General features: G+C 73.6%; 24 protein-coding genes. 6 read left to right on the top strand and 18 right to left on the bottom strand.

The window, feature by feature from the left end; genetic code table 11:
• The 3 genes from ACTWPW_RS39125 to ACTWPW_RS39135 form a co-directional block, all read right to left on the bottom strand.
• On the bottom strand, positions 1 to 254 hold a 254-nt coding region (locus tag ACTWPW_RS39125), incomplete at its 3' end, for a helix-turn-helix domain-containing protein (protein WP_443171635.1).
• 103 nt (positions 255 to 357) lie between these two features.
• The gene (locus ACTWPW_RS39130; RefSeq protein WP_443171636.1) at positions 358 to 1,275 is read right to left on the bottom strand and encodes a LysR family transcriptional regulator; all 918 of its coding nucleotides are present in this window, start codon (positions 1,273 to 1,275) and stop codon (positions 358 to 360) included.
• 22 nt (positions 1,276 to 1,297) lie between these two features.
• Complete coding sequence (locus tag ACTWPW_RS39135; RefSeq protein ID WP_443171637.1) at positions 1,298 to 2,077, bottom strand: hypothetical protein; 780 nt, start codon at positions 2,075 to 2,077, stop codon at positions 1,298 to 1,300.
• Positions 2,078 to 2,210: 133 nt separating this feature from the next.
• Between ACTWPW_RS39135 and ACTWPW_RS39140 the strand changes: the two genes are divergently transcribed.
• Both ACTWPW_RS39140 and ACTWPW_RS39145 read left to right on the top strand, forming a co-directional pair.
• A complete protein-coding gene (locus ACTWPW_RS39140) occupies positions 2,211 to 2,960 on the top strand; it encodes an HAD family hydrolase (RefSeq protein ID WP_443171638.1) in 750 nt (249 codons plus the stop codon).
• On the top strand, positions 2,957 to 5,860 hold the full coding sequence (locus ACTWPW_RS39145) for a pyridoxamine 5'-phosphate oxidase family protein (RefSeq protein ID WP_443171639.1): 2,904 nt from the start codon (positions 2,957 to 2,959) through the stop codon (positions 5,858 to 5,860). The genes ACTWPW_RS39140 and ACTWPW_RS39145 overlap by 4 nt, the downstream gene beginning before the upstream one ends.
• 6 nt (positions 5,861 to 5,866) lie before the next feature.
• On the opposite strand, the gene ACTWPW_RS39150 is transcribed toward ACTWPW_RS39145, so the two are convergent.
• From ACTWPW_RS39150 to ACTWPW_RS39180, 7 genes are all read right to left on the bottom strand, one after another.
• Positions 5,867 to 6,988: an esterase-like activity of phytase family protein gene (locus ACTWPW_RS39150; RefSeq protein WP_443171640.1), complete on the bottom strand. Its 1,122-nt coding sequence runs from the start codon at positions 6,986 to 6,988 to the stop codon at positions 5,867 to 5,869.
• A 122-nt stretch (positions 6,989 to 7,110) separates the two neighbouring features.
• Complete coding sequence (locus tag ACTWPW_RS39155; protein ID WP_443171641.1) at positions 7,111 to 8,994, bottom strand: DUF6528 family protein; 1,884 nt, start codon at positions 8,992 to 8,994, stop codon at positions 7,111 to 7,113.
• A 78-nt stretch (positions 8,995 to 9,072) separates the two neighbouring features.
• Positions 9,073 to 9,693, bottom strand: coding sequence for a TetR/AcrR family transcriptional regulator C-terminal domain-containing protein (locus tag ACTWPW_RS39160; RefSeq protein ID WP_443171642.1), 621 nt, complete (start codon positions 9,691 to 9,693; stop codon positions 9,073 to 9,075).
• A 106-nt stretch (positions 9,694 to 9,799) separates the two neighbouring features.
• Positions 9,800 to 10,594 carry a putative protein N(5)-glutamine methyltransferase gene (locus ACTWPW_RS39165; RefSeq protein ID WP_443171643.1) on the bottom strand — a complete coding sequence of 265 codons (795 nt, stop codon included), beginning with the start codon at positions 10,592 to 10,594 and terminating at the stop codon, positions 9,800 to 9,802.
• A gap of 158 nt (positions 10,595 to 10,752) precedes the next feature.
• On the bottom strand, positions 10,753 to 13,287 hold the full coding sequence (locus tag ACTWPW_RS39170) for a sensor histidine kinase (protein ID WP_443171644.1): 2,535 nt from the start codon (positions 13,285 to 13,287) through the stop codon (positions 10,753 to 10,755).
• The gene (locus tag ACTWPW_RS39175; protein ID WP_364133036.1) at positions 13,257 to 13,640 is read right to left on the bottom strand and encodes a response regulator transcription factor; all 384 of its coding nucleotides are present in this window, start codon (positions 13,638 to 13,640) and stop codon (positions 13,257 to 13,259) included. The genes ACTWPW_RS39170 and ACTWPW_RS39175 overlap by 31 nt, the downstream gene beginning before the upstream one ends.
• Before the next feature lie 71 nt (positions 13,641 to 13,711).
• Positions 13,712 to 14,383: a response regulator transcription factor gene (locus ACTWPW_RS39180; protein WP_375112070.1), complete on the bottom strand. Its 672-nt coding sequence runs from the start codon at positions 14,381 to 14,383 to the stop codon at positions 13,712 to 13,714.
• Positions 14,384 to 14,557: 174 nt separating this feature from the next.
• Here ACTWPW_RS39180 and ACTWPW_RS39185 point away from each other — a divergent pair, with 174 nt between their 5' ends.
• Both ACTWPW_RS39185 and ACTWPW_RS39190 read left to right on the top strand, forming a co-directional pair.
• Entirely contained in the window at positions 14,558 to 14,815 is a 258-nt protein-coding gene (locus ACTWPW_RS39185) for a hypothetical protein (protein ID WP_375112069.1), read from the top strand.
• A 5-nt stretch (positions 14,816 to 14,820) separates the two neighbouring features.
• On the top strand, positions 14,821 to 15,420 hold the full coding sequence (locus tag ACTWPW_RS39190; RefSeq protein ID WP_443171645.1) for a hypothetical protein: 600 nt from the start codon (positions 14,821 to 14,823) through the stop codon (positions 15,418 to 15,420).
• A 131-nt stretch (positions 15,421 to 15,551) separates the two neighbouring features.
• Here the strand turns inward: ACTWPW_RS39190 and clpX are convergent, their stop codons facing one another.
• Positions 15,552 to 16,826, bottom strand: coding sequence for an ATP-dependent Clp protease ATP-binding subunit ClpX (gene clpX, locus ACTWPW_RS39195; protein WP_375112067.1), 1,275 nt, complete (start codon positions 16,824 to 16,826; stop codon positions 15,552 to 15,554).
• A 144-nt stretch (positions 16,827 to 16,970) separates the two neighbouring features.
• On the opposite strand from clpX, the gene ACTWPW_RS39200 reads away from it, so the two are divergent.
• Positions 16,971 to 18,044 carry a TetR/AcrR family transcriptional regulator gene (locus ACTWPW_RS39200; protein ID WP_443171646.1) on the top strand — a complete coding sequence of 358 codons (1,074 nt, stop codon included), beginning with the start codon at positions 16,971 to 16,973 and terminating at the stop codon, positions 18,042 to 18,044.
• Positions 18,045 to 18,073: 29 nt separating this feature from the next.
• Here ACTWPW_RS39200 and ACTWPW_RS39205 read toward each other — a convergent pair whose 3' ends face one another.
• The 4 genes from ACTWPW_RS39205 to ACTWPW_RS39220 all read right to left on the bottom strand — a co-directional run bounded on the left by ACTWPW_RS39205 (position 18,074) and on the right by ACTWPW_RS39220 (position 20,952).
• Positions 18,074 to 18,409, bottom strand: a complete 336-nt coding sequence (locus ACTWPW_RS39205) for a hypothetical protein (protein WP_443171647.1) — start codon at positions 18,407 to 18,409, stop codon at positions 18,074 to 18,076.
• A complete protein-coding gene (locus ACTWPW_RS39210; protein ID WP_443171648.1) occupies positions 18,410 to 18,856 on the bottom strand; it encodes a maleylpyruvate isomerase N-terminal domain-containing protein in 447 nt (148 codons plus the stop codon).
• A 262-nt stretch (positions 18,857 to 19,118) separates the two neighbouring features.
• Positions 19,119 to 19,982 carry an SMP-30/gluconolactonase/LRE family protein gene (locus ACTWPW_RS39215; protein ID WP_443171649.1) on the bottom strand — a complete coding sequence of 288 codons (864 nt, stop codon included), beginning with the start codon at positions 19,980 to 19,982 and terminating at the stop codon, positions 19,119 to 19,121.
• 40 nt (positions 19,983 to 20,022) lie between these two features.
• Positions 20,023 to 20,952, bottom strand: a complete 930-nt coding sequence (locus ACTWPW_RS39220) for an EamA family transporter (RefSeq protein WP_443171650.1) — start codon at positions 20,950 to 20,952, stop codon at positions 20,023 to 20,025.
• 91 nt (positions 20,953 to 21,043) lie between these two features.
• Between ACTWPW_RS39220 and ACTWPW_RS39225 the strand changes: the two genes are divergently transcribed.
• On the top strand, positions 21,044 to 21,547 hold the full coding sequence (locus ACTWPW_RS39225) for a MarR family winged helix-turn-helix transcriptional regulator (protein WP_443171651.1): 504 nt from the start codon (positions 21,044 to 21,046) through the stop codon (positions 21,545 to 21,547).
• Positions 21,548 to 21,603: 56 nt separating this feature from the next.
• Here the strand turns inward: ACTWPW_RS39225 and ACTWPW_RS39230 are convergent, their stop codons facing one another.
• Genes ACTWPW_RS39230 through uppS form a run of 3 tightly spaced genes read right to left on the bottom strand, consistent with a single transcriptional unit; the run spans position 21,604 to position 24,087 of the window.
• Positions 21,604 to 22,485 carry a pentapeptide repeat-containing protein gene (locus ACTWPW_RS39230; protein ID WP_443171678.1) on the bottom strand — a complete coding sequence of 294 codons (882 nt, stop codon included), beginning with the start codon at positions 22,483 to 22,485 and terminating at the stop codon, positions 21,604 to 21,606.
• A gap of 60 nt (positions 22,486 to 22,545) precedes the next feature.
• A complete protein-coding gene (locus tag ACTWPW_RS39235) occupies positions 22,546 to 23,316 on the bottom strand; it encodes a GNAT family N-acetyltransferase (protein WP_443171652.1) in 771 nt (256 codons plus the stop codon).
• Between the two features lie 51 nt (positions 23,317 to 23,367).
• Positions 23,368 to 24,087: a polyprenyl diphosphate synthase gene (gene uppS / locus ACTWPW_RS39240; RefSeq protein ID WP_364133079.1), complete on the bottom strand. Its 720-nt coding sequence runs from the start codon at positions 24,085 to 24,087 to the stop codon at positions 23,368 to 23,370.
• Positions 24,088 to 24,131: the final 44 nt, after the last annotated feature.

Below are 24,131 nucleotides of genomic sequence, written 5' to 3' on the forward strand. Positions count from 1 at the left end.
CTCAGGGCCGCCAGCGGCGAGCCGTGCTCCTGCCGCGCCCGCTCGAACGGCTCCCCGGCCGTCCGGGCGGCGTGGGCGGCGAACGCCAGCAGCAGCCCCCGCTTCGACCCGAACCGCTGCACCAGCGTGGCCGGGGACAGCCCGGCCTCCTGGGCGACCGCGGCCAGCGTGAGGCCCTGCGGCCCGTGCCGCCCGATCGCGCGGGCGGTGGCACCGAGGATCGCCTCGTCGCTGGTCGTGCGCGGCCTGCCCATGCTCGCCCTCCCGCGGGACGGTTTACCGAATGCGCGTTCACAAACTAGCAGCCCGGCCCGGCAGGCGGCGCCTCGTGGCAGCGGAGTCCGTCAGGGGAGTCCGTCAGGGGAGAGAGCCGCACGGCCCGCCGGTGGCCAGGTCGGGCAGGTGGCGGCGGGCATGCTCGATGAACGCCCTGGCCGCCGGGCTCTGCCGGCCACCCTCCCGCCACACCACGCCCATCCGGCCGCGCATGCTCGGCTCCGTCACCGCCAGCACGTGCAGCTCGGACGCGGCGGCGGCGACCGCCGATTCGGGCAGGACGGCCACGCCGAGCCCGCGCGCGGCCAGCTGCCCCAGCACGTAGGGCTCGCCGGCCTCGAACGCCACGTGCGGCGCGAACCCCGCCCGCCCGCACGCCTCCTCCAGCGCCGCCCGCAGGCCGGTGCCGGTCGGCAGGCTGATCAGCGGCAGGCCCTTCAGCTCCGGCACCGCGATCGACTCCGCGCCGGCCAGCTCGTGCCCGCGGTGCACGACGGCGACCAGCCGCTGGTCCACGACGATCTGCACCTCGACGCCCGGTGGCAGCGGAGCCCCGAGCCCGAGCAGGGCGAGGTCGAGCCGCCCGGTCACGATGCCGTCGAGCAGCGCCTCGGGGTCGCTCTCCACGAGCGAGATCTCCACGGCCGGATGGCGCTCGTGGAAGCCGGCGAGCATGCCCGGCAGGTCGAGCACCGAGGGTGCGGAGACCCCGCCCATCACCACGCGCCCGCGCAGCAGCCCGGTGAACTCGTCGGCGACCAGCCGCATCCCGGACACCGCCGCCAGCGCGGCCCGCGCGTACGGCAGCACGGCCTCGCCCACCGCCGTCAGCCGCACCGCGCGCCCGGACCGGTCGAACAGCGGCTCGCCCAGCTCCCGCTCCAGCTGGCGGATCTGCGCGCTGACGCCCGGCTGGGCGACGTGCAGCCGGGCGGCGGCCCTGGTGAAGCCGCCCTCCTCGGCCACGGCCACGAGGTATTCGAGCTGCCGCAGTTCCATGCCCAGGAATGCTAGCCAGCCGCTACGACGGAAGGCTCACGCCCGTCACCGCGAAGCGCTCGACGGCGGCCACGTGACCGCCGGTGGAGGCCACGACGGTCAGCGTCCTGCCCGGCTCGGCGGTGAAGGAGACCTTCGCCGACCAGGCCGCGTTCTCGCCTCCGGCGCCCAGGCAGCACCGCTCCCCCACCGGCGTGGCCGAGCCGGGGTGGCGTACCTCGATCCGGATGCTCTCGTCGACGCCGGTGATCCGGCCGCCGACGGTCAGCGGGGAGCCGACGGTGGCGCCGTAGCCGGGCTTCGTCAGGGTGAGGGTGGTGTCGTCGGTGCCGACCACCTCCCAGGGGGCGTTCCTGCCGCTGCCGTACCGCATGAGGTGCACGACCGCGGCCACCAGCGGGCGGGGGCCCTCCTCGCTGCGGAAGCCGACGTGCACCCGGGCGTGCTCGCCGTCCCGCACCGTCTTGACGGCCTGGTCGATCTCGGTGAAGCCGAGGAAGTCGCGGGTGAAGGCGATCGCGGTGCGGGCGGCGTCCAGGTGCCACGCCTCGCGGCCGTCCGCCTGGTAGGCGCGCTGCCAGGCGGCGACCTCGCCGGGGCCGGAGAACGGCCACAGCGGCCGGTAGTGGCCGGCGATCAGGGTCTCGCGCGGGGTGGGCGGCGCCTGCGGCGTGCTCGGGGCGGCGGCGGAGGGTGCGGCCGGCGGGGTGGCTCGTGCCCGGGGCGTGTCCGCCTCCCCGCAGCCCGCCAGGCCGGCTCCGAGGACGGCCAGCAGAGACAGGGCTCGTACGAGGACTCTCATGCGCATCCTCCCGGGGTGGGGCGGCCTGACGATGAAGACGTACCCCGTGGGGCGGCGGGCGGACCGGAGGTCCCCGGCGCGGCGGGGGCCGGGCACCATGGCTGGGTGGCGTCTGCGCGGGTAGCGTCCAGACATGGCCACCTTCGACCTGACCAGCCTGCGCGCCGTCGTCTTCGACACCGACGGCGTGGTCACCGACACGGCCCGGGTGCACGCCGCGGCGTGGAAGCACGTCTTCGACGCGTTCCTGCGGGGACGCTCGGCGCCGTTCGACATCCGCGCCGACTACCTGGCCCACGTGGACGGCCGGCCGCGGCTGGACGGCGTGCGCACGTTCCTGGCCTCGCGCGACATCTCGCTGCCCGAGGGCGGCCCGGACGACGAGCCGGGCGCGCCGACCGTGCGCGGGCTGGGGCTGGCCAAGGACGCGCTGTTCGTCGAGCAGATCGAGGCGCACGGCGTGGCCGCCTTCCCCTCCACGGTCGTGCTGCTGCACGAGCTGCACCGGCGCGGCTGCCGTACCGGGGTGGTCTCGGCCAGCCGCCACTGCCGCGCGGTCGTGCAGTCGGCGGGGCTGATGCACCTGTTCGACGTGCTGGTGGACGGCAACGACGCGGCCGCGCTGGGGCTGCCGGGCAAGCCGGAGCCGGCGCTGTTCCTGGAGGCCGCGCGCCGGCTGGAGCTGCCGGCCGCGCAGGTGGCGATCGTGGAGGACGCGCTGCCGGGCGTGCAGGCCGGGCACCGGGGCGGCTTCGGGGCGGTGGTCGCCGTGGACCGGAGCGGCACCCAGGCCGCCGCGATGCTGGCCGCCGGGGCCGACGCGGTGGTCACCGACCTGGCCGACGCCGACGTCGCCGGGCGGGTGCCCGTGGGGCGGCGATGAACGCCTGGACGCTGGTCTACGAGGGCTTCGACCCGGCCGGCGAGGGGCTGCGCGAGGCGCTGTGCACGCTGGGCAACGGCCGGTTCGCCACGCGCGGCGCCACCCCGGACGGCGAGCCGCGCACGCCGGGCACGTACCTGGCGGGCTGCTACGACCGGCTGGACACGGTGGTCGCCGGCCGTACGGTGACGAACGAGGACATCGTCAACCTGCCGGACTGGCTGCCGCTGACGTTCGCCACGCCGGGGTCCGGCTGGTTCCGGCCCGAGCGGGCCGACCTGCCGCTCTACCGGCACGAGCTGGACCTGCGGCGCGGCGTGCTGGTGCGCGACCTGCGCTGGCGCGACGGCGACGGCCGGGTCACGCGGGTACGCCAGCGCCGCCTGGTGTCGATGGCCGACCCCTACCTGGCGGCGCTCGAGACCACCTTCACCGCCGAGAACTGGTCGGGCCCGCTGCGCGTGCGCGCCACGCTGGAGGGCCGGGTGGCGAACGACGGCGTGGCCCGCTACCGCGACCTGCGCGGCGACCACCTCACCGGGCACGCCACCGGCTCGGAGGACGACCTGGCCTGGCTGACGGCGCGCACGTGCTCCTCCCACGTCGTCGTGGCGCTGGCGGCCAGGGTCGACGCCGACGCCCCTGCCGCCCGCCCGTCGCTGGGCACCGACCACATCGCCTCCGACCACGTGCTCGACCTGGCCGAGGGCGCACCGGCCAGGTTCACGAAGATCGTGGCGCTGACGTCCTCGCGCGACCCCGCCACCCACGACCCCCGCTCGTCGGCGCTGCGGCACGTACGCCGGGCGCCGCCCTTCGAGGAGCTGCTGGCCCGCCACGAGGCCGCCTGGGAGCGGCTGTGGCGCCAGGCCCGGCTCGACGTGGACGGCCCGGACCTGTCGCAGGTCGTCCACCTGCACATCTTCCACCTGCTGCAGACGCTCTCCCCGCACACCGCCGACCTCGACGCCGGGGTGCCGGCCCGCGGCCTGCACGGGGAGGCGTACCGGGGGCACGTGTTCTGGGACGAGCTGTTCGTGCAGCCGTGGCTGGACCTGCGCTTCCCGGAGATCTCGCGCGGCCTGTTGCGCTACCGCTGGCGGCGGCTGCCGGAGGCCAGGGACGCCGCCAGGGAGCTCGGCCACGAGGGGGCGATGTTCCCGTGGCAGAGCGGCAGCGACGGCCGCGAGGAGACCCAGACCCTGCACCTCAACCCGGCCTCGGGGCGCTGGCTGCCGGACCACTCCCGCCTGCAGCGCCACGTCGGCCTGGCCATCGCCTACAACGTGTGGCAGCACTACCTGGCCACCGGCTCGATGCCGTCGTGGTGCGGCGAGCTGCTGCTGGACATCGCCCGGTTCTTCGCCTCGCTGGCCGAGGAGGTGGCCGGCCGTTACGAGATCCGCGGGGTCATGGGGCCCGACGAGTACCACGACGCCTACCCGGGCGCGGCCCTGCCGGGCGTGGACAACAACGCCTACACCAACGTCATGACCGCGTGGCTGATGGCGCGGGCCGCCGACACCGCGGCCCTGGTCCCCCACCTGGCGCCCGGGGCGGAGGAGCTGGCCCGCTGGGACGACGTCGGCCGCCGCCTGCGGGTCGACTTCCACGACGGCGTGATCAGCCAGTTCACCGGCTACGGGGACCTGCTGGAGCTCGACTGGGAGCGCTATCGCGGGGTGCGCCGCCTGGACCGGGCGCTGGAGGCCGACGGCGACGACGTCAACAAGTACAAGGCCTCCAAGCAGGCCGACACCCTCATGCTGTGCTACCTGCTGCCGGGCGACGGGCTGGCCACCATCCTGGAGCGGCTCGGCTACCCCGTCGATCCCGGCCTGGTCTCCCGGACGATCTCGTACTACCTGGCGCGCACCAGCCACGGCTCCACGCTCAGCGCGGTCGTGCACGCCTGGGTGCTGGCCCGCTCCAACCGGCCGCGGTCCTGGGAGTTCTTCATCGAGGCCCTGTACAGCGACATGAAGGACGTCCAGGGCGGCACCACGGCGGAGGGGATCCACCTGGGCGCCATGGGCGGCACGCTGGACCTGCTGCAGCGCTGCTATCTGGGCCTGGAGCTGCGGCGGGACGGGCTGCGGCTGGACCCGCTGCTGCCCGGGGCGCTCGGGGTCGTGTCGATGCCCATCCACTACCGGGGGCGCCGGATCTTCATCGACGCCGAACGCGACGAGGCACGAGTCAACGGCACCCCGTGCCGTACCTATATGCGAGGAGAAAAGATCATGACACGCACCGGTGATCTCGGCCGCCGCGTCATCCACCACCGCGAGCGGCTCGGCCTGACCCGCGAGCAGGTCGCCGCGCGGGCGGAGATGTCGCCGGGCTACCTGAAATATCTCGAGGAGAACGCCGACACCCCCGACACCGGGGCTCTCTACCGGCTGGCGGACGCCCTCGGGACGACGGTGGACGACCTGCTGGGCGGTGGCCAGGACCGCCCGCCCGGGCACGGCCCCGCCATGGCGCATCCCACGCTGGAGACGCTGGAGGACACGGAGTGCCGGCGGCTGATCGAGCCGGGCGGGATCGGGCGGGTGGCGTTCAACGGCTCGCACGGGCCGACCGTGATGCCCGTCAACTACAAGATGCACGAAGGGGCCATCGTCTTCCGCACCGCCGTGGGCGGGGCCATGGACAAGGACCTGCGTACCGGGCTGGAAGGCGTCGACATCATGATCGCCTTCGAGATCGACATGATCGACGAGGCCAACCGGGAGGGGTGGAGCGTGCTGGTGCAGGGGGCGGCGCACCACGTGTCGCCGGAGGAGGCGGGCGACCTGGCCGAGGCGGGGGTCACCCCATGGGCGGGGGGCGAGCGGCACCTCTACATCCGCATCGTCCCCCACCAGATCACCGGCCGCCGCATCCACGGCATGTGAGGGGCGTCAGCTGCAGCCCGTGGTGGCGAACGCCATGAACTGCGTCACCTCGCGCTCGTCGAAGTTGTCGTCCGAGCCGATCACCAGGGTGCACTCACCGCTCGCCAGGCGCGGGCCCCAGGACATGCTCTCCAGGTTCTGCACCGGGGGCCGGAAGTCGCCCAGGTCGTGGACCAGGCGCTTGGTCACCGGCCGGTAGGCGCCGCCGTGTGCCAGGGAGCCGCGGTCCAGGACGTTGGTGGCGCCGCGCAGGTCGATCTCGTACAGCTTGACGCGGTAGTTCACGCCCTCGATCCAGGAGCGTTCCAGCGCCAGGTAGCGGAACTCGTCGATGGGCAGCAGCTCCGACACCCCGCTGTCGGCCTGCCCGGTCGGCGGGTTCGGCGGGGCGGGCAGGCGGTCGAGCGGGTAGGCGTACTGGGCGCGGGGGCGGCCCTGGCGGTTCCACACGGTCAGCCGCGTCGCCGAGCCGCGCTCCGCCGTCGGCACCGGGCCGTCCTCGAAGCGCGGCCCCTCGGTCACGGCGGTGATGGCCCGGGCCGAGACGGCCAGCCCCTCGAATCCGGAATTGCGCCGCGGCCCGGTCTCCTCGCCCGTCAGGCGCAAATTCTGCGGGATCGGGAATTCACCCACCTGGCGCCCGTTCATATCCATTCCGCGCACCGCGGCGCCGGAAATCGGAATATTCGGGTTTCGGGTGTCCGGCCGGTCGCCCTCGTCGCCCCACAGCAGCCGCCCGCTCCACCGGTCGAGCCTGATCGACTCGGGGTCGGCGGACTCCGCCTGGCCGTAGCCGGGGAACGGTGTCCCGTCGGGCCTGGTCAGCGTCTTGACGCCGGTCAGCCGAACCCCGGTGAAGCCGCCCGTCACCCGGTCGATGTCCAGCCGGCCGGTGTAGAAGCGGGCCGGGTTGTAGCGGGCGCGGTCGTCGGAGATGAAATACCAGGTCCCGGTGCGCGGATCCCGGTCGATCCCGGACAGGCCGCCCACGACGGTCCCCTCGAACCTCGTCATGTACGGGATCCGCTGCTCCCCGAGGAACCGCGTGATCCGCACCGGCTCCCGCGGCGCCGCCACCGCCGGTGGAGCGGCGCTCACCACCAACGCGAATGCGACGGCGATTTCCATTGTTCTCCGCGTACGAGTCATTTGTTCCTCCGTCAGGAAAATCGACGGAGCAAATAAAAGCGCGAATCACCGGCGAAGTCCACGAGCAAAGAACCCGCATGCCGCACTGCAAAAGGGGCAAATCATTGGGCGATGTCGGGCAGCGTGAGCAGGTGCAGCGACCCCTCCCGCAGCCCCGCCGCCGAGACGTCCAGGACGCTGCCGTTGGCGTCGATCCTCGTCGCGCTCGCTTCCCAAACGCCCGAGGCGGTGCGGCCGCGGTCCCAGACCCCGGAGCCGGGCACGACCGTCTGCACGCGCAGGCCGCCGTCCGGCAGGCCGGCCGCCGACACGGCGCTCACCGACCCGTTGGCGTCGATCCTGGCCGCGCTCGCGTCCCACGTCCCGGCCGCGGCGCGGCGCAGGTTCCACACTCCCGATCCCGGCACGACGGTCTGCACGTGCAGGGTGCCGTCCGGCAGGCCCGCGGCCGAGATCGCGGCCACCGCCGCCTCGCCGTCGATCCGCACCGAGCTCGCGGCCCAGGTCCCGGCCTGGTCACGGGTACGGTTCCAGACCCCCGCCCCAGGCACCACGGTCTGCGCGTGCACGGAGCCGTCCGGCAGCGCGGCGGCCGACACCCGGGAGACCAGCCCGTTGTCGTCGATCTTCACCGCGCTCGCGTCCCACGCGCCCGAGGCGCCGCGCCCCCGGCTCCACACCCCCGACCCCGGCACGACGGTCAGCACCTGCAGGCCGCCGCCGGGCAGGGCGGCGGCGGCCACGTCCGTGATGTCGCCGTTGCCGTCGATCCTGACGGCGTGCTCGTCCCACACGCCCGCGGGGCTGCGGCCCCGGCTCCACACCCCGCTGCCCGGCACCACGGTCAGCACCTGCAGGCCGCCGTCGGGCAGCGCCGCCACCGCCGCACCGGAGATGCCGCCGTTGCCGTCGACCTCGGCCGTGCCCGCGTCCCACGCGCCGGAGGCGGCGCGGACCCGGTCCCGGACGGTGCCGCGCAGCGGCCGGTCGACGACGCTGTAGTACGGGCTCCACACCCGCGCCTTGTAGAAGGCCGCGCCGGTGCGCTTGCGGGTCATGGAGGGCGAGAAGAAGTCCACGGTGTCGGTGCACCACGTGCTCGCGGTACACGACCCGGGCGGCGTCTTGGCGGCGTCGGCCCTCGTCTGGACGATCTGGCCCGAGGGCTGGTTGCCGATGGACTTGACCGCGCCCCGGTTCGCCCCGGCGGGTGCGGCGGTGAAGATCCTGGTCGCCTTGTCGTACAGGTAGGCGGCCGAGCCGGTGGTGACCCAGAGCTTGCCGGTGTCGTGGGCGTAGGCGTACACGTCGTGGCCGCCGGGGGTCTCCAGGGCCCTGCGGCGCTGGGTGTCCTCGCGCAGCGCCGGGCGCGCCGGGGTGCCCTCGACCGCGAGCGCGGTCAGGATGTGCTGCCTGGTGACGGGGTCCTGGCCGATGACCCACAGGCGCCTGATGGCGGGGTCCCAGAGGGCGGCGTGCGCGTCGGCGAGCGGGAACTCGGCGTACGCGGCCGCGTTCGGGCCCTGAGAGGACGCGTACACCCTGACCCAGCCCCCGGTGGAGGCGGCCACCGCGATGTTGCCGTCGGGCAGCAGCTCGGCGGCGTGCAGGTTGCCCGGCAGGATCCGCGCCCACTGCCGCACGCCGCCCGGGTAGGAGACGATCGCCGCGATGCCCCGGCTGCCGCCGGCCGCGACCACGACGCTCCGCTCGCCCGACGGGCGCTCGCGCAGCTTGAAGTCGGCGATGAGCCCGAACGCCGAGACCTCGTCCGCGGTGAACCGGCCGGTCGTCACGCTGGGCTGCCACGTCCATTTCACGGCGGAGGGGCTGTTCCAGTCGGCCACCGCCGGATCGAACGCGATCAGCCGCCGGCCCGTCTGGTCCCCTCCCGCCACCCAGTAGTCCCCCGGGGCCGCGACCGCCTTCCCCGCGGGAAGTCCCATGCTCACCAGCATGACGGCGACCATCGCTGATTTGCGCACCCGCTGTCTCCTCCTCCACCGACGGATGATCGTCGATTATGGAGACCCGGGACCGGGTTCGTCCTGCTATTGGGCGGTTTACTGGGGGCGGAGGGAGGCCGCCACGCCGTCGACGATGAGCCGCACGCCACGGGCGAACGCCTCGTCGCTGGTGGGCGCGCCGCCGGCCCTGACGGCCGCGACGGTGAGCGGGAAGTCGGCGTAGGAGGCGAGCTCCCGCGTCTCGCCGCGCTCCTGGCGCTCGCGCCGGGCCTGCTCGTTCAGGACGAAACCGAGGGTGTAGTGGCTGATGGACGCGATCGCGTGCAGCCCCTGCTCCGGCGTGAACCCGAGCCCGGCCAGGATCGCGAGCTCGTCCTCGAAGCGGCGGGCCACGCCGGGTCCGGGGTCGCTGCCGGTGACCAGCCGCGCGCCGTCGCGGTGGCTCAGCAGCATGCGCCGGTAGGCGTGCGCGCGGCGGGTCAGCCACTCCCGCCACGACTCGCCCTCGCCGGGTCCGCCCATGTCGGGGGCCAGCAGCTCGCGGGCCATCTCGTCGAGGAGCTCCTGCTTGTCGCGGAAGTGCCAGTAGAGGGCCGGGTTCTGCACGCCCAGGCGGGCGGCCAGGCGGCGCACGGACAGGCGCTCCAGGCCGACCTCGTCGAGCAGTTCGAGCGCCGCGCGCACGACCGTGTCGCGCGCCAGTCCCTTCTGTGCCATCGCGGCCCACCTTAACACCGCTAAGCTCCTCGCCCGGGAATCGGGCTGCACCCCGGGCGGGCGGCCGTGACCAGCCAGGGGCGGTGGTCGGGGCGGTGGTCGGGGATCAGGCGGGATGGGTGCCGATGATCGCGGTGGCGTCCAGTTCGTCGGAGGTCGCCACCCGGGCCGTCAGGCCGGCGGCCGTCACCGCTTCGGCCGTGGCCGCCGCCTGGCGGGAGCTCGTCTCCACCAGCAGGTGGCCGCCGGGGGCGAGCCAGCCGGGCGCCTGCGCGATCACCCGTCGCACGACGTCGAGCCCGTCGGCGCCGCCGTCCAGCGACATCAGCGGCTCGTGCAGCCGCGCCTCGGGAGGCAGCAACCCGACCGACTCCGACGGCACGTACGGCGGGCTGGCGATCAGCACGTCCACCCGGCCCCGCAACGTGGCGGGCAGCGGGTCGTACAGGTCGCCCTCGTGGACGTGCGCCCCGGCCAGGTTGCGCCGGGCGCAGCGCACCGCGGCCGGATCGAGGTCGGCGGCGTGCAGCTCGGACCGCTCCAGACCCGCCGCCACCGCCGCGCCCATCGCGCCGGTCCCGCAGCACATGTCCAGGATCACCGGCGTTCCGGGAAGCTCCCGCGCCACGGCGACGGCGCGTTCGATGAGGAAGCCGGTACGCGGCCGGGGCACGAACACCCCGGGCTCCACGGCCACCCGCAGGCCGCAGAACTCCGCCCAGCCCAGCACGTGTTCGAGGGGCTCACCGGCGACGCGGCGCTCCACCATGGCGGCCAGGTCGCCGGCGGTGGGCGCGGTGGAGACGAGCAGCTCGGCCTCGTCCTCGGCGAACACGCAGCCGGCCGCCCGGAGCCGGGCGACGATCACAGAAGTAGGGATAGATGATGAAAAAACCGACATGGGAGCCTTTCGGGATGCCGATGGGCGCTCCCGCGGTCACCTGATCCCGGTGGGCCGCGCGCGGCCGGTGGAAGGGAGCACCCAGCCTGACACAGCGGTAATGGGTCTCACCTCCCAGGGACGATCGCTTCGAGACCGTCACAGTACCAGAGCGCTTTTCACGTCTTCCCGTCCCCCGCCACCGGAGCGGCCGCGTCCGGGATGACCCCGTGCAGGTGCAGACCGGCCCCGCGACCGGTGTCGATGGTGAGGGTGCCGCCGATGGCGCCGAGGCGGTCGTACATGTTGGTGATCCCGTGCCCGGACCTGAGCAGGTCGGGGCTGGCGCCGTCGCCGGTGTCGCGGAAGTCGAAGGACAGCCCGTCCTTGTCCCGCAGGTCGATGGTCACCGTGGCGTGCTCGCCCGCGTGCTTGCCGGCGTTCTGCAGCGCCTCCAGGAGGCAGAAGTAGATGTTGATCTCGATCTCGGGCGGGTAGCGGCCGATGCCGTGGGCGTGGATCTCGGCCGGCAGCGGGGAGTGCCGGACCGCCGCGCGCAGCGCCGCCTCCAGCCCCGACTCGGCCAGTTGCGGCGGGTAGATCCCGTGCGCGAGGTCGCGCAGCTCCGCCCCGGCCTCGCGCAGGTCCTCGGACAGCTGTGCCAGCAGCGGGCTCACGTCGGCGGGCTGGGTGGCCAGCAGCCGCTGCGCGACGCGCGACTGCACGGCCGCGGCCACGAGGCGCTGCTGGGCGCCGTCGTGCAGGTCGCGCTCGATCTGGCGGCGTTCGCGGTCGGCCGCGGCCACCAGGCGGCCTCGCGACTCCTGCAGCGCCTCCGCCCTGGCCACCAGCATCACGTGGTTGTGCCAGGCGAGGTAGGAGGCCCTGGTCAGGCCCAGGACGACCAGGACGATGACGGTCGCGGAGACGACCCAGCCGGGGGCGTTGCGCTCGAACCCGACGCCGGGCAGGAACCGGCCCGCCAGGGTGACGGCGACGGCCGTGGCGATCGTACAGCCCATGATGACCTTGAAGCGCCGGCGCGGCAGGTACGCCACGGACAGCAGCACCGGCGACACCGTCACCAGCGTCGCGTACGGCAGGGCGGACGGGATCATCGCGGTCAGCGCGAGCGCGTAGCACCAGGTGATGCCCGCCGAGACGCCGATGGCCCGCTCGATGCGGTCGCGCCTGACCACGCGCAGCGCCAGGACGATCAGCAGGGCCACCGTCCCGCAGCCGGCGGCCAGGGCCGGCAGCCAGGGGATGCGGGCGCCGGGGAACATCGCGACGGAGAGCGCGCCGGCTCCCAGCGCGACGCCGAGGATGGCCCACAGGCCGGTGGCGATGTACTGGTGGGGATGCGGGTGGGTGCTGCGCTGGAGGTCGGTGTAGAGACGGGCGACGACGTACCAGATCGCCTCCAGCGCGGCCCGTACGGCGCCGCCGCGCTCCTCGGCGGCACGCTGCACGCCCGCGCTCTCCAGCACGGCGCGGGGCAGGTGCCCGTGCAGGCGCATCCCGCCGCCCGGCCGGGTGTCGATGGTGAGGGTGCCGCCGATGGCGCCGAGGCGGTCGGTCATGTTGATCATGCCGGTGCCCTGGTGGATCGCGTCGGGGAAGCAGCCGGCGCCGGTGTCGCGGAAGTCGAAGGACAGGCCGTTGCGGTCCTGGAGGGTGATGGTGACGGTGGCGCCGTCCCCGGCGTGCCGGCTCGCGTTCCGCAGGGCCTCCAGGAGGCAGAAGTAGATGTTGATCTCGATCTCGGGCGGGTAGCGGCCGATGCCGAAGGCCCGGACCGTGGTGGGCAGCGGGGCGTGCTGGGCGACCGCGCGCAGAGCCGTCTCCAGGCCGTACTGGCCGAGCTGGGGCGGGTAGATCCCGTGCGCCAGACCGCGCAGCTCGGCGCTGGCCTCCTGCAGGTCGTCCGACAGCCGGGCCAGCAGCGGGGCCACCTGGGCGGGGTCGGTGTCCAGCAGCAGCCGGGCCTCCCGCGTCTGCTCGGCGGCGGCCATCAGGCGCCGCTGGGCGCCCTCGTGCAGGTTCCGCTCGATCTGGCAGCGCTCGCGGTCGGCCGCCGCCACCAGCCGGGCCCGCGACTCCTGCAGCGCCTCGGTCCTGGCGACCAGCATCCCGTGGTTCTGCCAGGCGGCCAGCGACACCAGGATCGTGATGAACGGGATGAACGTGATCGCCAGCGCGTGGGTGACCCCCGGCGGCACCTGGCCTTCGAGCCCCACCCCGCCGTGCACGGTGCCCACGACCACCAGCGCCGTACCGACCAGCATGGTCGCGCCGAGCATCGCGGCCAGCCGCGCGTGGTTCATGTGCTGTACGGCCACCAGCACCGGCAGCAGCACCGCCAGCGCCAACGTGGACAGCGCGAACGGCACCATCGAGGTGACCGCGACGGCCACGATCCAGTTCGCCAGCGCGAACACCACGACCGCGGCGAAGCGCCGGAACCGGTGGATCAGCTGGACGGCCCGGACCAGGAACCCCGCCATGACCAGCAGCAACGACACGATCACGACGAGCCAGGGGTCGTCCACCACCAGGAGCCGCAGGACGATCAGCCAGCCGACGGCCACCAGGACGCCGGCCAGATCCGCCTGGATGTACGTGCGCAGCCGCTCCCACTCGGGCGCGCCTATCTCGATGATCTCGTGCCCCCGCAGGCCGGCTAAGAGTTCACGCGCCCCCCGTCGCTCCACAGCGCCTCCAGTTCGTCGGGGCCGAAGCGGTCCTTGTGCCGATAATGAGCCCCCATCACCATCGCGTCACGAGGCAGATCCTCTGTGTTGTTGACCGACAGCAGGACCACCGTGATGTCCGGATGGCGGCACCGGATCCGGCGCGCCGCCTCCAGGCCGCCCATGCCGGGCATGTTCACGTCCATCAGCACCATCCCGACGGCCTCGTCCTCGATGAAGTCCAGGGCCTCCTCGCCGCTGACCGCCTCCCCCGCCAGCACGAACCCGTCCGCCACGGCGATCACGCCGGCCACGGCCCGGCGGAACGACGGCAGGTCGTCCACCACCAGCACGCGCACGAGATGTTGCTCCACAGACCTGATCGTCGCATCGGATCGCCGCCGTGTCGGTGGTGCCACCATCACTATCTTCGGCTTTGTCGCGGTCACCCGGGCGGGGAGTCCAGGAACATCAGGACCGCCTTGACCCGCCGGTTGGTGTCACGGTCGCCGCGCAGGCCCAGCTTCAGGAAGATGGAGTTGATGTACTTCTCCACCGCCCGCTCCGAGACGTTGAACGCGGACGCGATGGCGAGGTTCGACCGGCCGGCGGCGACCTCGGCGAGCGTCTGGCGCTCGCGGGGCGTGAGCTGCCGCAGCGGGCCCGCGTCGTTGCGGGCCTTGGCCGAGACCAGCGACTCCACGACCACCGGATCGATGAACGAGCCGCCGGAGGCCACCGTGCGGATCGCCGAGATCAGCTCGCCCGGCGCCGCGATGCGCTCCTTGAGCAGGTATCCGCGCCTGCTGCTGCCCTGCGCGATCAGAGTCAGCAGGTAGCTCGGGTCGAGGAACTGCGACAGCACCAGCACGGCCACCTCCGGATGGGTGTCGCGCAGCGCCGTGGCGGCCCTGATGCCCTCGTCGCTCATGGTCGGCGGCATGCGGATGTCGGAGACCACGACGTCCGGCTTCTCCTCGTCGACGCAGGCCATGAGCGCGTCGTAGCCCGAGCAGGCGCCGACGACCGCCACATCGGCCTCGGTCGCGACCAGCGCCTGGATGCCGGTCCGGACCAGCAAATTGTCCTCGGCGATCACCATCCGTAAGGAGGTCACCCCGTCAACGTAGTCCGCCGCACCCCGAATGCTCAACGGGTGCGGAAAACCGAACCACGGACTCGGAAGCCACCTTTATCGCCGAATTAGCGGGGGCGCGGGAAACTTGGCACAACGGCAGTGAACCTGCGAGCGAATATCAGGGGTTTCAGCTAGGGCCGAGACGGAGGGGAAGTGGGGGCCGAAATGCTGGACGTCGCCGAGGGAGTATCGCGAATCAGGTCCCGGATCAGCGCGTGGCTGGTCCGCGTCGACCGGGCGCTGTACGCGAAGCACGACGAGCGGGCCCGCCGGTACGGGTGGACGGTCACCAAGACGGGCTTCGGCTCCCGGAAATATCGCGATCCGCGCTTCGACGCGCTCAAGGCGGCCCGGGTCGCGGAGCTCCGCGCGGCCGGGGAAGCACCAGTACGTTCCGCTGTCAGGAGTTGATCGACATGTCCATGCGTAATATGCGCCGCAACCCGTACGCGCCGGCCGAGGGGGCGTACCCGGTGCCGGGGGCCGGGTCGCTGGTGGTGCTGTGGCGGTGGCGTACGGAGCTGGCGCTGGCCGCGCTGGTGGCCGCCGCGGGGTTCGTGATCGCGGCGGCCGTGGGCCAGGGGCTGTGGTGGGCGCCGATCGCGCTCGCCGGCAGCGTCTCGGTCCCCGCCACGGTGCCGGTCGGCCGCAAATGGATTCGGCGCCACTTCTGGTGCCTGTTTTCCCGGCACCGGCTGCAGCGGGTGTGCCTGGAGACGTCCATGCACACCCGAAAGAACAGAATTCCGCTGATCCTCTGGATAACGCCGACCGACTTGGGGGAAAGGGCTTTCATTCTGCTCCGGGCCGGCATTTGCGCCGAGGACTTCGAGGCGTTCGCGGGGGAAATAGCGGCGGCCTGCTGCGCGGCTTCCGTACGGGTACGGCGGCACCCGGGGCGGGCGCAGTTCGTCACGGTGGAGATCGTGCGGCGGGGCGTGGTGCTCGGGGCGGGGACGTGGGGCGACGACGGCGAGCCGGGGGCGGGACGCCCGCTGGAGAAGCTCGCCGGATAGGCCCCGCCCCGGATCCGCGGGCGGTGCGGCTCCACGCCACCCGAGCCCACCGCCCTTCCGACCCTCCGGCGCGCCCCTGCTGCCAGTACGGCCTGAGCAGGGTGGTCGTCGGGGCCCTCGTCCGGATCGCGTCAGGCCGACCTCTCGCGGCGTTCCGGGCCGCGGTGGCCGCGGGGCACCAGGGTCGGGTTGACGTTGTCGAGCACCGTGTCGCGCGTGACCACGACGCGGGCCACGTCGTCGCGGCTCGGCACCTCGTACATCACGTTGAGCAGCACCTCCTCGAGGATCGCGCGGGCCGCCCGGGCGCCGGTGCGGCGCAGCAGCGCCTGCTCGGCGACGGCGGCCACGGCGCCCTCGTCGAACTCGAGCTCCACCCCGTCGAGCTCGAACAGCCGCCGGTACTGCTTGATCAGCGCGTTGCGCGGCTCCGTCAGGATTCGCATCAGCGCCGTGCGGTCCAGCGGGCGCAGCGGCGCGATCACGGGCAGGCGGCCGACGAACTCCGGGATGAGCCCGTACTTCAGCAGGTCCTGCGGCATCACCTGGGACAGCACGTCGTCGTCCCCGTCGCGCAGGACGGCGTTGAAGCCGGCGCCCCGCCGGGCGACCCGCCGCTCGATGATCTCCTCCAGCCCGGCGAACGCGCCGCCCGCGATGAACAGCACGTTCGTCGTGTCGATCTGGACGAGGTCCTGGTGCGGGTGCTTGCGGCCGCCCTGCGGCGGCACCCCGGCGACCGTGCCTTCCAGCAGCTTCAGCAGCGCCTGCTGCACGCCCTCGCCGGAGACGTCACGCGTGATCGACGGGTTCTCACTCTTGCGGGCGATCTTGTCGATCTCGTCGATGTAGACGATGCCGGTCTGCGCTCGCGCGACGTCGTGGCCGGCCGCCTGGAGGAGCTTGAGCAGGATGTTCTCGACGTCCTCACCGACGTAGCCGGCCTCGGTGAGCGCGGTGGCGTCGGCGATCGCGAACGGCACGTCGAGCAGCCGCGCCAGCGTCTGTACGAGGTGCGTCTTGCCGCTGCCGGTGGGCCCGGCGAGCAGGATGTTCGACTTGCCGAGCTCGATCGGCTCCGGCTCCGCGGTCCCGCCCGGAGAGGAGGAGCGGTGCACGCGCTTGTAGTGGTTGTAGACGGCGACGGACAGGGCGCGCTTGGCCTGGTCCTGGCCGACGACGTACTGGTCGAGGAAGTCGTGGATCTCGCGCGGCCGGGGCAGCTCCCTGGCCTCGCCGCGGCCCTCCGCCGCGCGTTCCTCGGTGATGAGCTCGTTGCACAGGCCGACGCACTCGTCACAGATGTAGACGGTCGGCGGGCCCGCGATGAGCTTGCGCACCTCGGTTTGGCTCTTGCCGCAGAACGAGCAGCCCACCGCGTCGCCGTTCTTGCCGATTCGTGCCATCGGGCGCCTCAGCCGGCCCGGCGCGGATCGGTCACGTCGATCTCCAGCACGTCGTTCATGGCCCCGCTCCGCATTTCGCATGATCCCATCATCTGGATGTTCACGGTATCTTGAGCCGAGAGCGTACGGCAACGAGGAGGACGCTTGGTCCGGCTCACCAGAGCGGAGGCCCAGGAGCGCAATCGCGCGAAAGTGCTGGCTGCGGCCAGGCAGGAGTTCGCTGAGCGCGGATTCCGGGACGCGAAGATCGATGGCATCGCCGAGCGCGCCGACCTCACCCGGGGGGCGGTCTACTCCAACTTTCCCGGCAAGCGCGCGCTCTATTTCGCCGTCCTGGCCGACCTGGCCGAGCGCGCCCCCGTGACGGCCCGCGTCGAGCCGGCGCGCAGCGTGCGCGAGGCGCTGGCCGCTGTGGCACGGGTGTGGGCGACCCGGCTGCCGCTGATGGGCGACGACGAGCACGCCCCGAGCAGGCTGGGCATGGGCCTGCTGCCCGAGATCCTCGCCGACGAGGCCACGTGGAAGCCGTTCGCGCAGCTCATGAGGCTGAACGCGATCCTGCTCGGGCTGGCCGTGGAGCGGCTGCGGGCGCCCGGGGAGCCGGACGGGCGGCAGGTGCGGCTGGCCGAGTCTGTGCTCACGGTGCTGCAGGGGGCGGGGCAGCTCGCGGGCGCGGCGCCCGGGTTCGTGGAGCCGTTCGACCTGATCCGGGTGTGCGAGCAGCTCGCCGACCTCGACCTGGGCGACCGGTGGACGGTGGCGCCCATGCTCCCGCAGGTGCGGGAGGGTGCCGGGGCCTGGTCGCCGCCGGGCGGGGCGGTGGACGCGGTCAGCGGCGGGCCGGCCCGGCTGGAGCGCGACGGGGTGGTGGCGGTGCTGGGGCTGCACCGGCTGTCGGCCGCCGAGGAGGCCGTACGCGCGGCGCCCCCCGGGGCCGAGGTCACCGCCGTCGTGGTGACGAGCGCGCCCGGCGAGCTGCTGCCGCTGGCCCGGCTGGTGCTCGCCGAGGTGGTCACGTGCCTGCGGCAGGCGTTCCCGCGGGCGGCGTGGCCGCGGTTGCGGGTGGTGTTCGACGAGTCGGGGGCGCTGGCGGCGGCTGCGGGAGTGGCGGCACCGCGGGACATGACGGAGGTGGCGATCCGGGTGGAGTCCGGGCGGATCGCCCTGCGTGCCGAGGGTTTCGGCGCGTGCCACGCCGCCGCGTCCGTCCGTCACTGACGCTGTCCCCGTTTCACCGGCCCCGTCCCCTACGCCTCCAGCCAGAAGCCGGCGCTCTGCCGCCACAGCTCCAGCAGCGCGGTGTCGCCGATGAGCTCGATGCCGGGGGCGGGCCGGTTGTAGACGTACAGGAGCAGGTCCGTGATCGGGCCGCGCGCCGCGACGGCGGCCTTCTCGTGCGCGTGCCGCCAGGAGGGCGCCTCGCCGGTGAGGTCCACCAGCCACTCCCCCGCCGCCCCGTCGGCGTGGAAGTGCAGCGTGTGGCCGGGCCCGAGCAGCCCGGGCACCCCCTCGTACGCCTCCGGCACCGTGGAGAAGTGCAGCCACTCCTCCAGCCCGTCGCGCGCCACCTCCTCGGCCACCACTTAGTCGGCGCCCACGGCCAGCGCCGCTTCGGCCCGGTGCACCACGGTCTCGTGGGTGGTCCGCCGTGCCCAGAACCGCGGCGACCGGTCCGTCGCCTGCTCGTCCGCCGGCGACCACACGCGCACGTCGGGCCCGGCCTCGCGCAGCGTCTCCGCCAGCCGCTCGGCCCCCTCCGCCAGCCAGGAGTCCAGCACGGCGGCGTCCTCGTCGGTGTACGCGGACACGTCGTTGAGCACGTCGTCCGGGACCGGCTCCGTGGCCCGGGTGCGCACGACGGTCTCGGCCCAGCGGTGGTGGCCGCCGAGGTGGCGCAGGAGCCGGCCCAGGTTCCAGCCGGGGCACGTGGGCACGGGTGCCGTCATGTCGGCGTTCTTGACGTGTGATCTCAGCAGGTCCGTCTGGGTGACGATCTCGTCGCAGCAGCGTTCGAAGCCCAAGGAGGTCATGCCCTCACGCTACCGACGCGGCTCCTTTCCCAGGCGCGCGGCGCGGCCCCTCCGGCCGGTCGAGCAGGCGGTGCGCGCGCCCGCGTCGCCGCTCTGTCAATGGATCATCGAATCGATGGAACCGCCGGGCCCGGATGAGCTGTCCAAGCAATGGGCGACGCCCACGCCGGCACCCCGGCCGCTCGCCGGAAAGCCGGCTGACGCCGCAGACGGCCCTTCCCGTCCGCGGGCGCGCGCTGGACGTCGCCCCCCACCAGCTTCGTCAGAGGGTGGTCGGCAGCACCGGGAGGCCGCGGACGCCGGGGTCGGCCGCGAAGACGGCGCCCGCCTCGGGCTGCTCCGCGCGGTCCACGCCGAGCGCGGAGGTGGTGACGAACAGCCGGTCGAGGTCCTCGCCGCCGAACGTGACCGCCGTGACCTTGCGTACCGGCAGGGTGATGACGGCGTCGAGCCGCCCGCCGGCGTCGTACCGGTGCACGGCCCCGCCCTCCCACAGCGCCACCCACACGCCGCCCTCGGCGTCCACCGTCAGCCCGTCGGGCGCGCCCCGCTCCGGGTCCACGACGGCGAACGGCCGCCGCCCCGTCAGCCCGCCCTCGGGGTCATAGTCGAGCACGTCCACGCGCCCGGTCACGGTGTCGGCGTAGTAGGCCAGCCGCCCGTCCGGGCTGAAGCCGAACCCGTTGGAGATCGTCACCCCGGGCAGCACCACGCTCAGCCCGCCCCCGGACCCGGCCACGTAGAACGAGCCGCGCCCCGGGGCGGCGTCGTAGGCCATGCTGCCGATGTAGAAGCGGCCGTCGGGGTCGCAGCCGCCCTCGTTCATGCGGATCGCGGGGTCGGTCCACGCCTCGCCCAGGGAGCGCAGCGGGGCGTCCAGGTCGTCGGAATCGGACAGCAGCAGCTCGCGCTCGGCGGCGACGAGGTAGCCGCCGGAGGCGCGGGGGCGTACGACGGCGGCCACCGCGCCGACGTGGCGGCGGCGCACCTCGCCGCCCGGGCCCAGCGCGAGCACGTCGCCGGCCAGCATGTCCACCCACCGCAGGCCACCCCACCGGCCGGACCACACGGGTCCCTCGCCGTGCTCGGCGACGGGGTCTGTCACGGTGTACGCGGTGATGGTCATGCCGCTCTCCTCCAATGCTCGCGATCGGTGATCCACGACCCTATTCGTCCGATACGCCACCGTGAACCAGGCCGGGGCGACGGGCCACCACGGGGGCGGGGTTCGAGGACGCCCGAGGCAGCGCGCGCGGCCGGGAGGGCTGGAGCTGGGCGACGACGAGGGCGGCCAGCACGACGAGCGCGCCGAGCGCCTGGGCGGCGGTGAGGTCCTGGCCCAGCACGAGCCAGCCGAGCGCGGTGGCCACGACGGGGCTGAGCAGGCCGAGGAACGTGACCTTGGTGGCCGACAGCACCCGCAGCCCCCTGAACCACAGGGCGTAGGCGAGGGCGGCCCCGATGAGGGTGAGGTAGGCGTACCCGGCGAGGTTCGCGGTGGTCAGCGCGGCCGGCGGCGGGCCCTCGACCAGCAGGGCCACCGGGAGCAGCAGCAGGCCGCCCGCGACGAGCTGCCAGCCGGTGGAGGCCAGCAGCGGGGCGGGCGATTGCCACCGCTTGCTGAGCACGACCCCGGCGGCCATGACGGCGGCGCCCCCGAGCGCGGCGGCCACCCCGAGCGCGTCCAGCCGCGCGTCGGCGCGCAGCACGAGGAGGCTGACCCCGGCCACGCCCGCCACGGCGGCCAGCGTGGTGCGCAGGGTGAGCCGCTCGCCGAGCAGCCCGGCCGCCAGCAGGGCGACCAGCAGCGGCTGGATGGCGCCGACGGTCGCCGCCACCCCGCCGGGCAGCCGGTACGCCCCCACGAACAGCAACGCGAAGAACACCCCGATGTTCAGCGCGCCCAGCACCAGGGCCCGCCACCACCAGACGCCCTTCGGCAGCCGGCGGGTGATGGCGACGAGGAGGAGACCGGCGGGCAGGGCCCGGATCACGGCGGCCAGGAGGGGGCGGCCGGGCGGCAGCAGCTCGGTGGTGACCAGGTAGGTGGTCCCCCAGATGGCGGGGGTCAGCGCGGTCACGAGGACGATTCCCATGCGATTGCTTAGCACTAAGACAAAGTATCTCAGCACTAAGCGACTTGTCACGTGATTTACCTCAGCGCTAAGACATCGGTAGGCTGGAGCGGTGGCTGATCACGTCGACCTCGTCCTGGAGCAATGGCACGCCCAGCGGCCCGACCTGGATGTCTCCCCGATGGGGATCATCGGGCGGCTCTCGCGGCTGCACCGGCTGATCGACGCGGAGCTGTGCCGCACGTTCGCGGCGCACGGGCTGGACCGGGCCTCGTTCGACGTGCTGGCCACGCTGCGCCGCAGCGAACCGCCGCACCGGCTGACGCCCGCCGAGCTGATGCGGGCGTCCATGGTCACGTCGGGGGCGGTCACCCAGCGGCTGGACCGCCTGGAGTCGCGCGGGCTGGTGAAGCGCACGCCGAGCGAGTCCGACGGGCGCGGCGTCCACGTGACGCTCACCGAGGAGGGCTACGCGCTGATCGAACGGGTGCTGCCCGACCACCTGGCGACGGAGCACCGGGTGCTGGCCGCGCTCTCCGGGGAGCGCCGCGAGGACCTCGCGCGCACGCTGCGCGACCTGCTGGAGTCGCTGGGGGACACCACCGGCGGCGGGTGACGGCGGCGGGGGGATGCGTCAGCGGGGACGGCGGGCGAGGGCGGCGGACGGATGCGTCAGCGGCGGCGCCGGGGGCGGCGGGGCGTGGCCGGGGATGGGCGTGTGGCGTTTCCCCGCTTCTCCCCCGGGCCCTCCGCCGTCCAGTGGGCGGGCCGGGTGAGCGCGGCGGGCAGGCGGGTGGCAGGGGTGCCCTTGGCGGCGTTGACCTGGGCCTGGGTGAGGAAGACGGCGCCGGTCAGGTCGGCACCGGACAGGTCGGCGCCCCGCAGGTCCGCCCCGATCAGGTCGGCCTGCCGCAGGTCGGCGCCCCTCAGGTCGGCCCCGATCAGATAGGCCCCGCGCAGGTTGGCGGCCCGCAGGTCGGCGCCCCTCAGCCGGGCCCCGATCAGGTCCGCGCCGCGCCGCTCCTTGCCGTCGTGCCCGGCCCGCGCCAGCTCGCTCGTACGCAGGAGCAGCTCGTTGACCCGGGCCCGATGCGCCGCGACGTCCAGTTTCTCCAGCACGTCGGCGCTCTCCCGGGTGAGCCGCTCCGTCTCCTCCAGGGCCTCGGCCACCGAGGCGTGGATCGGCCGGGCGGCCTCCACCGTCAGCGCCTCCGCCAGATACCACAGCAGCTCGTGCAGCTGCCGCATGACCGGGAACACCGCGTACATCTGCCGCGCCGTCCCCGGCGCCTCCCGCCAGCCGCGGCCCTCGAACGTGACCTGCGAGACCTTCTGACCGGCCCCGAAACAGTCGAACACCGTGCATCCCGTGAACCCGCGCTCCCTGAGCCGCTCGTGGATCGAGCAGCGGAAGTCGTCGCGCAGGTTGTGGCAGGGCTGCCCGGCGTCCTTGTCGACCGCGAAGTCGGCCGAGGCCGAGAACGGCAGGGCGACGCAGCACAGCCCGAAACAGCTCTCGCAGTCGGCCAGCAGGCCGAGCTCCCGGGGGTTCATCGCGGGCAACGTGCCGGTCTCCTCGTGGGTGATGGGGTGTGGCAGGTCAGTCAAGGGTACTCACGGATGGACGTACGGCGTCGTCGTGGTGAGCGGCGTGAAGCCGAGCCGCGCCAGGATGGGGCGGCTCTGGTCGGAGGCGTCCACCTGCAGGTAGTCGTAGCCGCGCGCGACCGCCTCACGGGCCCGGTAGGCCACGAGCGCGCGGTAGACGCCGCGCCCGCGCCATTCCGGTACGGTGCCGCCGCCCCACAGGCCGGCGAACCGGGTGCCGGGGTGCAGGTCCATCCGGGCCGCGCTGATGGGCACGTCGCCGGCCAGGGCGAGGACGGCGACGACGGTCCCGGTGGCGAGCTGGGCGGGCAGGCGTTCCCTGATGTGGTCGTGGGTGGCGCCGAAGGCGATCTCGTGCACGCCGGCCAGCCGCTCGACGCCGTCCCGGCCGCTCACCGGCTCCAGCCGGACGCCGTCCGGCACCACCACGCCCGCGCCGGCGATCGGGGCGGCTTCGGCGATCATGAGCGTTTCGGCCGGCTCGGCGGTGAAGCCGGCGGCCAGGAGGCGGCGGTCGAGGTCGGCGGGCCGGTCGTGGTCGTACAGCTTCCACTCGAACGCCCGTCCCAGGGCCCCGAAGAACCGCACCTGCTCGGCGATGGCCGCGTCGGCGTCACCGGGGCCGAGGCCGGACCAGATGACGCCGTTCCAGGCGTGCTCGGGACCCACCTGGCGGACCACGTCGCCGACCCGCTCGACCTTGCTCTCCGGGCCGTCGGGGGCGGCCTCGCGCCGCAGCTCCCGGTCGAAGAGTGCGAGCACTTTATCTCGATTCACCCGCACACCCCACCAGTCGCACCCGCCTCCGGGCAACCGGTTAACCGCGGGTCAGCCGCCGTAACGGCGCTGGCGGGCCGCGAAGCTGCGCAGCGCGCGCAGGAAGTCGATCTCGCGGAACGCCGGCCAGTACGCCTCGCAGAAGTACAGCTCGGAGTAGGCGGACTGCCAGAGCAGGAAGTTGGACATGCGCTGCTCGCCGCTGGTCCGGATGACCAGGTCGGGGTCGGGCTGCCCGGCCGTGTAGAGGTGCGGGGCGATGTCGTCCACGGACAGGTCGGAGGCCAGCTCCAGCATCGACTGGCCGGCCTCGGCCCGCTCGTACAGCAGCTCGCGCAGGGCCTCGATGACCTCCTGGCGGCCGCCGTACCCGATGGCCAGGGTGAGGTGGAACCCCGTCTCGCAGGTGCGGGTCGCCTCGACGGCGCTCTTGAGCGCCCGGGCCGTGGTGTCGGGCAGGATGTCGAGCATTCCGGCGACGTGGACGCGCCAGCGGGCGTCGGGGCGGTCGAAGCGGTCGGTGACCATCTGCTCGATCACCCGCAGCAGGAAGGCCACCTCCTCGTCGCCGCGGCGCTGCAGGTTCTCCGTCGAGCACAGGAAGACGGTCACGTGCCGGATGCCGAGCCCCTCGCACCACGACAGGACGTGCTCGATGTGCTCGGCGCCGTACTTGTGGCCGATGCTCGGGTTGGCCATGCCCATCTGCCTGGCCCAGCGCCGGTTGCCGTCCATGATGAGGCCGACGTGCCGGGGCAGCGGGCCCGCCATGACGTGCCGCCGCAGGCGCCGGGCGTAGAGGGAGTGAAGGAGGT

Origin of the sequence: Nonomuraea sp. KM90, assembly GCF_052246675.1 — a bacterium.
Lineage (GTDB): Bacteria > Actinomycetota > Actinomycetes > Streptosporangiales > Streptosporangiaceae > Nonomuraea.